Below are 8,300 nucleotides of genomic sequence, written 5' to 3' on the forward strand. Positions count from 1 at the left end.
CCGATGCTGATTCCGCGCCGACCCGGCGTGACCGCGCGGTGGCTACCGGTCCACTCGCCGCCCTCCCAGTCGCCGCCGTGCTGCGGACCCGTCGGCGGCGGCGGGCCGGAGCGCGCGGCCGTCGCACCTTCGCGATCGGGGTAGCCGAACTCGTCGGCGCGATCGGAGTACCCGAAGTCATCGTCGTAGATGTCGGCGTCGTGGGCGTCTTCGTCGTACGTGTCGGCTTCGTAGGTATCGGGGTCCCGCCGGTCCGGCGGCCCTACCTCGTCGTCGAACCCGGGCTCGTCCGACGCCGCACCCGCGCCGAACCCGAAACGCTCGGTCTGCTGTTCGTCCGGTTGCTCCTCGGCAGGGCCGGGACGTCCGGCGTCCTCGGGATCGGGGAGGCTGTGCCTACCCATGCCCGGCCGTCCGACCGTGGTCTGTGCTCAGTCGACTGATCATCGCGTCAGCCAACGCTACTAGCTGCCTTGAACTCTCGGCGCCGCCGATGCAGGATCGGCTCGGTGTACCCGTTGGGCTGCTCACCGCCGGCGAGGATCAATTCCTGAGCCGCCTGGAACGCGATGCTGTTGTCCGGGTCGACAGCCATCGGACGGAAATCCGGGTCGTCGGCGTTCTGTTCGTCGACAACTGCGGCCATCCGGCGCAGGCTGGCCCTGACGTCTTCTTCGGTGATCACTCCGTGGCGCAACCAGTTGGCCAGCAGCTGGCTGGAGATCCGCAGGGTGGCACGATCCTCCATCAGCGCGACATCGTGGATGTCGGGCACCTTCGAGCAGCCGACCCCGGCATCGATCCAGCGCACCACGTAGCCGAGGATCGACTGACAGTTGTTGTCGACCTCCTCGCGGATCTCCTCCGGCGCCCACGCGAGCTCCTTGGCCAGCGGAATCGTCAGCAGCTCCTCCATGGTGGAGCGCCGATTGCCTGCGAGCTCCTGATGCACGGCGTAGACGTCGACCTGGTGATAGTGCATCGCGTGCAGGGTCGCCGCCGTCGGCGACGGCACCCAGGCGGTGGTGGCACCGGCCTTGGGCTGACCGATCTTCTGCTCGACCATGTCGCCCATCAGTTCGGTCATCGCCCACATACCCTTGCCGATCTGCGCCCGACCCGAGAAGCCCGTCTCCAGCCCGATGTCGACATTCTGGTTCTCATAGGCCTGGATCCACGGCTGAGACTTCATCGAACCCTTGCGGATCATCGGGCCCGCCTGCATCGAAGTGTGGATCTCGTCGCCGGTGCGGTCCAAGAACCCGGTGTTGATGAACACCACACGGTCGGCGGCGGCCTTGATGCAGGCCTTGAGGTTCACCGTGGTGCGGCGCTCCTCGTCCATGATGCCGACCTTGATGGTGTTCTGCGGCAGTCCGAGCACATCCTCGACGCGGCTGAACAACTCGCAGGTGAATGCCACTTCGTCGGGACCGTGCATCTTGGGTTTGACGATGTAGATCGATCCGGTGCGACTGTTGGCCAACGGTCCGTTGGCTCCGTCGCTGTCGGCCCCTCCGCGCAACCCGTGAGTGGCGATCAAGCTCGTGAACAACGCGTCCTGGATGCCCTCCGGGATCTCTGCGCCATCCTCGCCGTCAGCGTCGAAGACGATCGCGTCGTTGGTCATCAGGTGGCCGACGTTGCGCACGAACATCAGGCTGCGGCCAGGCAGCGTGAGTTCACCGCCGTCAGGGGAGGTGTAGGTGCGGTCTTCGTTGAGGACTCGCGTGAATGTCTTGTCTCCCTTGGCGACTTCCTCGCTGAGGTCACCGCGGTTGAGTCCGAGCCAGTTGCGATAGCCGAGCACTTTGTCCTCGGCATCGACGGCGGCGACGGAATCCTCGAAGTCCATGATCGTGGTGATCGCAGACTCCAGCACCACGTCCTTGATGCCCGCTGCATCGGTGGAACCGATGGGGGAGTCGGCGTCGACGAGGATCTCGATGTGCAGGCCGTTGTTGACCAGGAGCACCGCCTCGGCATTCTCGGCAGCGCCGGTGTAGCCGGCGAGTTGAGCTGGCTCCGCCAGGCCTACCGACGAGTCGTCGCCCAGCGTGGCCAGCATCTGGCCGTCGTCGATCTTGAGGCCGGTGATGTCGGCCCACGAACCGGACGCCAGTGGGACCGCGCCGTCGAGGAACCGTCGGGCGTAGGCGATGACCTTGTCGCCTCGCACTCGGTTGTAGCTGCTGCCCTTCTCGGCGCCGCCCTCCTCGGAAATGACGTCGGTGCCGTAGAGCGCGTCGTACAGCGAACCCCACCGCGCGTTGGCAGCGTTGAGCGCGAACCGCGCGTTGAGGATGGGCACCACGAGCTGCGGGCCGGCAGTCGTGGTGATCTCATCGTCGACGCCGGAGGTGGTGATCGTGAAGTCGGCCGGTTCGGGCTGCAGGTATCCGATGTCGACGAGGAACTGCTTGTACTCGTCGGCGTCGAAGGGCCCGATCACCCGCGCCCGGTGCCACTTGTCGATCTGCGCCTGCAGTTCGTCGCGGCGGGCGAGCAGATCCTGGTTCTTCGGGGTCAGGTCGGCGACGACTTTGTCGACGCCGGACCAGAACGTGTCGGGGTCGAGGTCGGTACCCACCAGCGCCTCGCAGGTGATGAACTCGTACAGCACCGGGTCGACGCGCAGGTTGCCCACTGTCACGCGTTCGGTCATGATTCCTCCCTCGCTGCGCGCACGCCTTCGCGGCATACGCGCCGTGTGCAATGTCGTCGATCCAGCTTACCCAGCGGTAACAGGCCTAATCGCAAGCGGCGGTGCCCAGCAACGCTGCGCAACTGTCCAGCAGCCTCGCGCGCAGCGGGCGGGCACGTTCGCTGATCGCCTCCTGAGCCTTCGCGTATTCCCGTCGTCCATCCGGGTTTTCGACGGCGATCGGCTCAAATCCGAGCGCACGTAGATCGTACGGACTGGCCCGCATGTCCAGCACCCGGGCGTCGGCTGCCAGTTCGAGACAGTCCATGACCAGCCCTGAGTCGACCAAGGGCGCCAGTTTGAACGCCCACTTGTACAGGTCCATCCCGGCGTGGACGCACCCCGGCTGTTCGGCGGCGATCTGCGACTTCCGGGTCAGGGGCTGGGAATTCCGCTGGGCTGCCGGTTCGGTGAAGAATCGATAGGCATCGAAGTGACTGCAGCGCAACGGCATTGATTCGACCACCGCATCTGTGGCCGCGGCACCGAGGCGCAGCGGCACGCCGCCGTGGCGGACCGTTGACGCCTGATAGATCATCGCCCATTCGTGCAGACCGAAGCAATTGAACCGCGCCGGCCGGGATGCCGTGGCGCCCAGCAGGTCGGCGATGAAAGTCACAGTCTCGACGCGGGCATGAAGATGCTCACGACTGACGGTCACGCCTTCGGGGTGTCGTGTGTACCCGCCGCGTTTCAGATAGTGATGACCCGCCTCGCCCGCGAGCACGATGCCGTAGCCGGGATGCCACACCCGCAGCTGACGCGGCCGGAAACTGTAGTAGGTGAACAGGAAGTCGAACACCGGGTGGGTCTGACCGGTTCGCCGGCGCGCCAGATGCGGTTCCAGGAAGTCGTCGACGCGTTTTCGGTGGGCGGATTGGAGGACCTGCCAGCGGGACGGGGGGAGGACCGCGGCGGGCCGCGCAAAAGACACCGCGGCGGGCCGCGAATCAGACACCGCGGCGGGCCGCGCATCAGACACGGTGCGTGCCGTCCCTGACAGTGCCGACAAGATCTTCGACGAGATCCTCGAGCGCTACCACCGCGGTGACCTGTCCGTCGGCGGCGGTGACGAGTGCGAGGTGACTGTTGCTGCGCCGCAGTCGCGAGAGCGCGTCGGGTAGCGGTAGCGACGCGGGCACCTGCGGAAACGGTCGCACCATCGACGAATCCACCACCATCGCCTCGTCATGCGGCTCGGCCACCATCGGTAGGACGTCCTTGATGTGGAGGTATCCGATGAACGCCCCGCGCGGATCGGCTACGGGGAAACGGGAGTAGCCGGTCTCCGTCAGCGCCTCCTCGAGGGCACCGACCGTCGGACCCGCGCCCTCGCGTGCGACCGGCACGGCCCGGATCCGGTCCAGGGGTATCGCCACGTCATCGACGACGCGGTTGCGGATCTGCAATGCCCTGGTCAGCCTCGTGTGCTCTTCGGGGTCGAGCAGCCCTTCGGACAACGACTCGGCGATCATCTCGGAGAGCTCGACGGTTGACACGGTGACGTCGAGCTCGTCCTTCGGCTCCACCCCGAACGCCCGCAGGGTGACGTTGGCACACCAGTTGTAGAACGCGATGAACGGTCTGGCGGCGCGGATGTAGATCAGGTAGGGCGGTATGAGCAGCATCGCCGTCGACTCCGGGCCGGCGATCGCGATGTTCTTGGGGACCATCTCACCGAGGAGCACGTGCAGGGTGACCACGATGGACAGCGCCACCAGGAATGAGACCGTGTGCAGCAGAGCATCCGGGATGCCGAGGAGACCGAACGGCACCTCCAGCAGATGGGCGACGGCGGGCTCGGCCACCCGCCCCAGCAGGATCGAGCACACCGTGATGCCCAGCTGCGCGCCGGCCAGCATCAGCGACAGGTTCTCGCCGGCCCGGATCACGGTGACCGCGCTTCTCTTGCCCTGCTCGGCCAGCGCCTCCAGCCGGTCCCGGCGCGCCGAGATCAACGCGAACTCCGAGCCGACAAAAAAAGCGTTTGCCGCCAACAGCAACACCGTCAGCAGCACCCCGAAGATGTCGCCCATCAACTCGGCCCGTCGTCGTCGCTGCGGCGGCCCAGCTCGGTGAGATCGAGCAGATCGATCCGGCGGCCGTCCATGCGCAACACGGTCGCCAACCAGAGCACCGGATCCTCGATCGGACCGTCCGGGTTGAAGGCGATCAACTCGGTGGATTCCCCTTCGTCGGGGATGTGCCCCAGCTTTTCCAGCACCAGGCCGCCGATGGTTTCGTAATCACCCTCCGGCGCCCGGAATTCGGTGTTCTGGGCCACCTCGTCGATGCGCAGCAGCCCCGACACCTGCCAGCCACGCCCGGCGTGCACCACGTCGGGCGGTTCGTCGTCGTGCTCGTCGCGCACGTCTCCGACGATCTCCTCGATCAGGTCCTCCACCGTCACCATGCCCGCGGTGCCTCCGTACTCGTCGACCACCAGCGCCGTCTGCAGGCCGTTGGCCCGCACCTCGGACATCACCGCGTCGCCGTCCAGGGTCGACGGCACCCTCGCGACCGGCTGCACGATCTCGGCCAGCCGCTTCGACGACCGGGCGGCGTACGGCACCGCGAAGACCTGTTTGACGTGCACCACGCCGATGGTCTCGTCGAGGTCGCCGGCGATGACGGGAAATCGGGAGTGCCCGGTCCTGACGGCCGCCTCGCTGAGATCTGCCACGGTGCCATCGGCGTCGAGGGTGTCGATGGTGGACCGCGGCGTCATGAGTTCCTCGGCGGTGCGTTCGCCGAACTTCAACGATCGATCCACCAGCTGTGCCGTCACCGGATCCAGCGACCCGCTCCGTGCGGACGTGCGCACCAGCGACACCAGTTCCTGCGGTGAACGTGCGGACCGGAGTTCTTCTGCCGGCTCGATGCCGAGCCGCCGGAGGATCCAGTTCGCGGTGCCATTGGTCAGTCGGATCAACGGCGTGAAGGTGAAGGAGAAGAACAGTTGCGGTCCCGCCGACCATCGCGCCGTCGGCACGGGACGTGCCACCGCGAGGTTCTTGGGCACCAACTCACCGAAGATCATCGAAATCGACGTGGCGATGAGGATGGCCAGGATCAGCGCCAACCCACCGGTGAAGGCGGGCGGCACCCGCAGCGCGCTCAGACCCGGTTCGATCAACCGCGCGACGACCGGTTCGGCGAGGAAGCCGGTGGCCAGCGTGGTGATCGAGATGCCCACCTGAGCGCCCGAAAGCTGGGTGGACAGCGTGCGGTGCGCCTTCTGCACGAGTTGGTCGCGACGGTCCCCGGTGCGGACATTGGCCTCGACAGTGCTGCGTTCGAGCGCAGTCAGTGAGAACTCCGCGGCGACAAAAACCGCCGTGCCCGCGGTGAGCATGATGAAACCGAGGAGCGCCAGCAGCGACATGGCGGTGCTCATGACCGCCCTCGCAATGTGGGGAGCGCATCGCCGAGGAAGCCGGGCAGGGGGCCCGGCCGGCTAGAGGACGGTTCGGCCTCGGTGGGTTCTCCGGCAGGCCGCTCGGCGTGTCCGGCCGGCTCGGATGGGTCTCCATCCAGTGCCTGCGGCACCTGATCCCTTTCGTCTTCGTGCCAGGGGAATTCGCCACGCTCTTTCGGGTGTGGGACGTCCGCCTGATTGCCCACACATGCTAGCGGACCCGCGGGTTCGGCCGCTCCACCGCTGCCCACGCAAATATAGTTAGCCTTACCTTTGGCAATGGTAGGTTTGCATCACCTCACAGGTGATGCACAGCTCCGAGTCCCCAGCACGGCCGATCCGAGCCGTCGAGAAGAAAGCAGGTCATCTTCCTCATGTCGCTACCAAGCGCCCGGCGGTTCCGGTTCATCGGGGCGGCGGTCTCGGCCGCAGCCCTGGCACTTTCACTCACCGCATGCGGATCCGGATCGGACAGCGCGGACAGCGACACCACCGCGGCCGAGGGTTCCGCGGATCGGGTCGTCGTCTACTCGGGCCGTAGCGAGGACCTCGTCGCGCCGCTGCTCGAGCAGTTCACCACCGACACCGGTATCGAGGTCGAAGCGCGCTACGCGGGATCGGGTGAACTGGCCGCCCAGCTGATCACCGAGGGTGACAGTTCGCCGGCCGACGTCTTCCTTTCCCAGGACGCCGGCGCACTGGGCGCGGTGTCCAACGCCGGATTGTTCGCCCCGATCAACCCCGAGACGCTGGCGGCCGTGCCCGCCGCCTACTCCGCGGCCGACGGCACCTGGCTCGGCGTTTCCGGACGTGCCAGGGTAATCACCTACAACCCCGAGCTCGCCCCGACGGTGCCCGACACCATCGACGGCCTGCTTGCCCCCGAATGGCGCGGCCAGATCGGATACGCCCCGAGCAATGCCTCGTGGCAGTCATTTGTCACGGGCCTCCGGGTGGTGCGCGGCGACGACGGCGCCCGCGAGTGGCTGGAAGCCTTCGCCGCTCAGGAACCCCGCCCGTTCGAGGGCAACGGGCCGATGCGCGACGCGATCAACGCCGGCGAAATTCCGCTGGGCCTGACCAACCACTACTACCTGTATGAGCTCATCAACAGCACGTCCGCCGACGAGGTCGTGGCGCGCAACCAGTTCATGGCCCCCGGTGACCCCGGTGGCCTGGTCAATGTCGCCGGAGTCGGTGTCCTCAACACCGCCCCCCACCCCGAGCAGGCCCAGGAACTCGCCGCCTACCTCGTCAGCGCCGCCGGCCAGGAGTATTTCGCCACGGAAACGACCGAGTACCCGCTCGTCGCGGGCATCGCCCCGAACGGTGACATGCCCCCGCTGAGCGAACTGCAGCCGCCGGCTGTCGACCTTTCTCAGCTCGACGACCTGGAAGCCACCCAGGAGATGCTCGTCGAGACCGGTCTGTTGACCAACTGACCGCTTGATGCCGCGTCTTTCCGGGCGGCCGCGGGCACCGGCGCCGCTGGTGCTCGCGGCCGCCGTCGTGGTGGCTGCGACCCTGCTGCCACTGCTCTACCTGGCACAACGCGCCAATGAACGCGGCCTGGATTTCATCGTCCACGAGCTGATCCAACCGCGCACCGCGGCGTTGGTGTGGCGCTCGATGCTGCTGGTCATCGTGGTGACCGTGGCGTGTGTGGTGCTCGGTGTCGGGTTCGCGACGCTGATCAACCGCACCGATCTGCCGGGACGCCGGGTGTTGACCGTGCTGCTGACGCTGCCGCTGGCGATGCCGAGCTACCTGCTCGGTTACCTGTGGGTCTCTGCCGCCCCTCAGGTGGTCGGCTTCTGGGGCGCCTGCCTGGTGCTCACCCTTGTCAGCTATCCGTTGGTGATGATGACCACGATGGCCGCGGTGTCGAGGGTCGACCCGGCACAGGAAGAGGTGGCAAGGTCGCTTGGCCACAACGGCTTCTCCGTGCTGTTCCGGGTGACGTTGCGCCAGTCCCGCGCCGCCATCGCGGCGGGGGCTCTGCTGGTGGCGTTGTACGTGCTCAGCGACTTCGGCGCCGTCGCCGCTATGCGGTACGAGGCCTTCACGTGGGTGATCTTCGGGGCGTACCGATCGGGGTTCAACCCCGCGCGCGCCGCGGTGCTGTCGCTGGTGCTCCTGGTCTTCGCCGTCGCGCTCGTGCTCGCCGAGCACCGCGCC

Annotated in this window: 6 protein-coding genes and 1 pseudogene; 2 read left to right on the forward strand and 5 right to left on the reverse strand. The window is 67.0% G+C overall.

What is annotated here, in order from left to right; genetic code table 11:
- From WA965_RS13985 to WA965_RS14005, 5 genes and pseudogenes are all read right to left on the reverse strand, one after another.
- A pseudogene (locus WA965_RS13985) lies at nt 1-404 on the reverse strand (hypothetical protein); the annotation flags it as partial.
- A gap of 47 nt (nt 405-451) precedes the next feature.
- Entirely contained in the window at nt 452-2,665 is a 2,214-nt protein-coding gene (locus WA965_RS13990) for a malate synthase G (protein WP_526303255.1), read from the reverse strand.
- Between the two features lie 85 nt (nt 2,666-2,750).
- On the reverse strand, nt 2,751-3,662 hold the full coding sequence (locus WA965_RS13995; protein WP_526303262.1) for a 3-methyladenine DNA glycosylase: 912 nt from the start codon (nt 3,660-3,662) through the stop codon (nt 2,751-2,753).
- Nucleotides 3,663-3,678: 16 nt separating this feature from the next.
- The gene (locus WA965_RS14000; protein ID WP_526303256.1) at nt 3,679-4,740 is read right to left on the reverse strand and encodes a CBS domain-containing protein; all 1,062 of its coding nucleotides are present in this window, start codon (nt 4,738-4,740) and stop codon (nt 3,679-3,681) included.
- On the reverse strand, nt 4,740-6,101 hold the full coding sequence (locus WA965_RS14005) for a CNNM domain-containing protein (protein ID WP_526303257.1): 1,362 nt from the start codon (nt 6,099-6,101) through the stop codon (nt 4,740-4,742). The genes WA965_RS14000 and WA965_RS14005 overlap by 1 nt, the downstream gene beginning before the upstream one ends.
- Before the next feature lie 395 nt (nt 6,102-6,496).
- On the opposite strand from WA965_RS14005, the gene WA965_RS14010 reads away from it, so the two are divergent.
- The gene (locus WA965_RS14010) at nt 6,497-7,564 is read left to right on the forward strand and encodes an iron ABC transporter substrate-binding protein (RefSeq protein ID WP_526303258.1); all 1,068 of its coding nucleotides are present in this window, start codon (nt 6,497-6,499) and stop codon (nt 7,562-7,564) included.
- A 7-nt stretch (nt 7,565-7,571) separates the two neighbouring features.
- Nucleotides 7,572-8,300, forward strand: a 729-nt coding sequence (locus WA965_RS14015; RefSeq protein WP_526447655.1) for an ABC transporter permease, incomplete at its 3' end; no start/stop codon positions are given.

The organism is Mycobacterium sp. (assembly GCF_049683935.1).
In the GTDB taxonomy this organism is placed as follows: domain Bacteria; phylum Actinomycetota; class Actinomycetes; order Mycobacteriales; family Mycobacteriaceae; genus Mycobacterium.

Coding starts and splice junctions, on each gene's coding strand:
- WA965_RS13990 (WP_526303255.1), bottom strand. CDS start 2,665: ATGACCGAACGCGTGACAGTGGGCAACCTGCGCGTCGACCCGGTGCTG.
- WA965_RS14000 (WP_526303256.1), bottom strand. CDS start 4,740: ATGGGCGACATCTTCGGGGTGCTGCTGACGGTGTTGCTGTTGGCGGCA.
- WA965_RS14005 (WP_526303257.1), bottom strand. CDS start 6,101: ATGAGCACCGCCATGTCGCTGCTGGCGCTCCTCGGTTTCATCATGCTC.
- WA965_RS14010 (WP_526303258.1), top strand. CDS start 6,497: ATGTCGCTACCAAGCGCCCGGCGGTTCCGGTTCATCGGGGCGGCGGTC.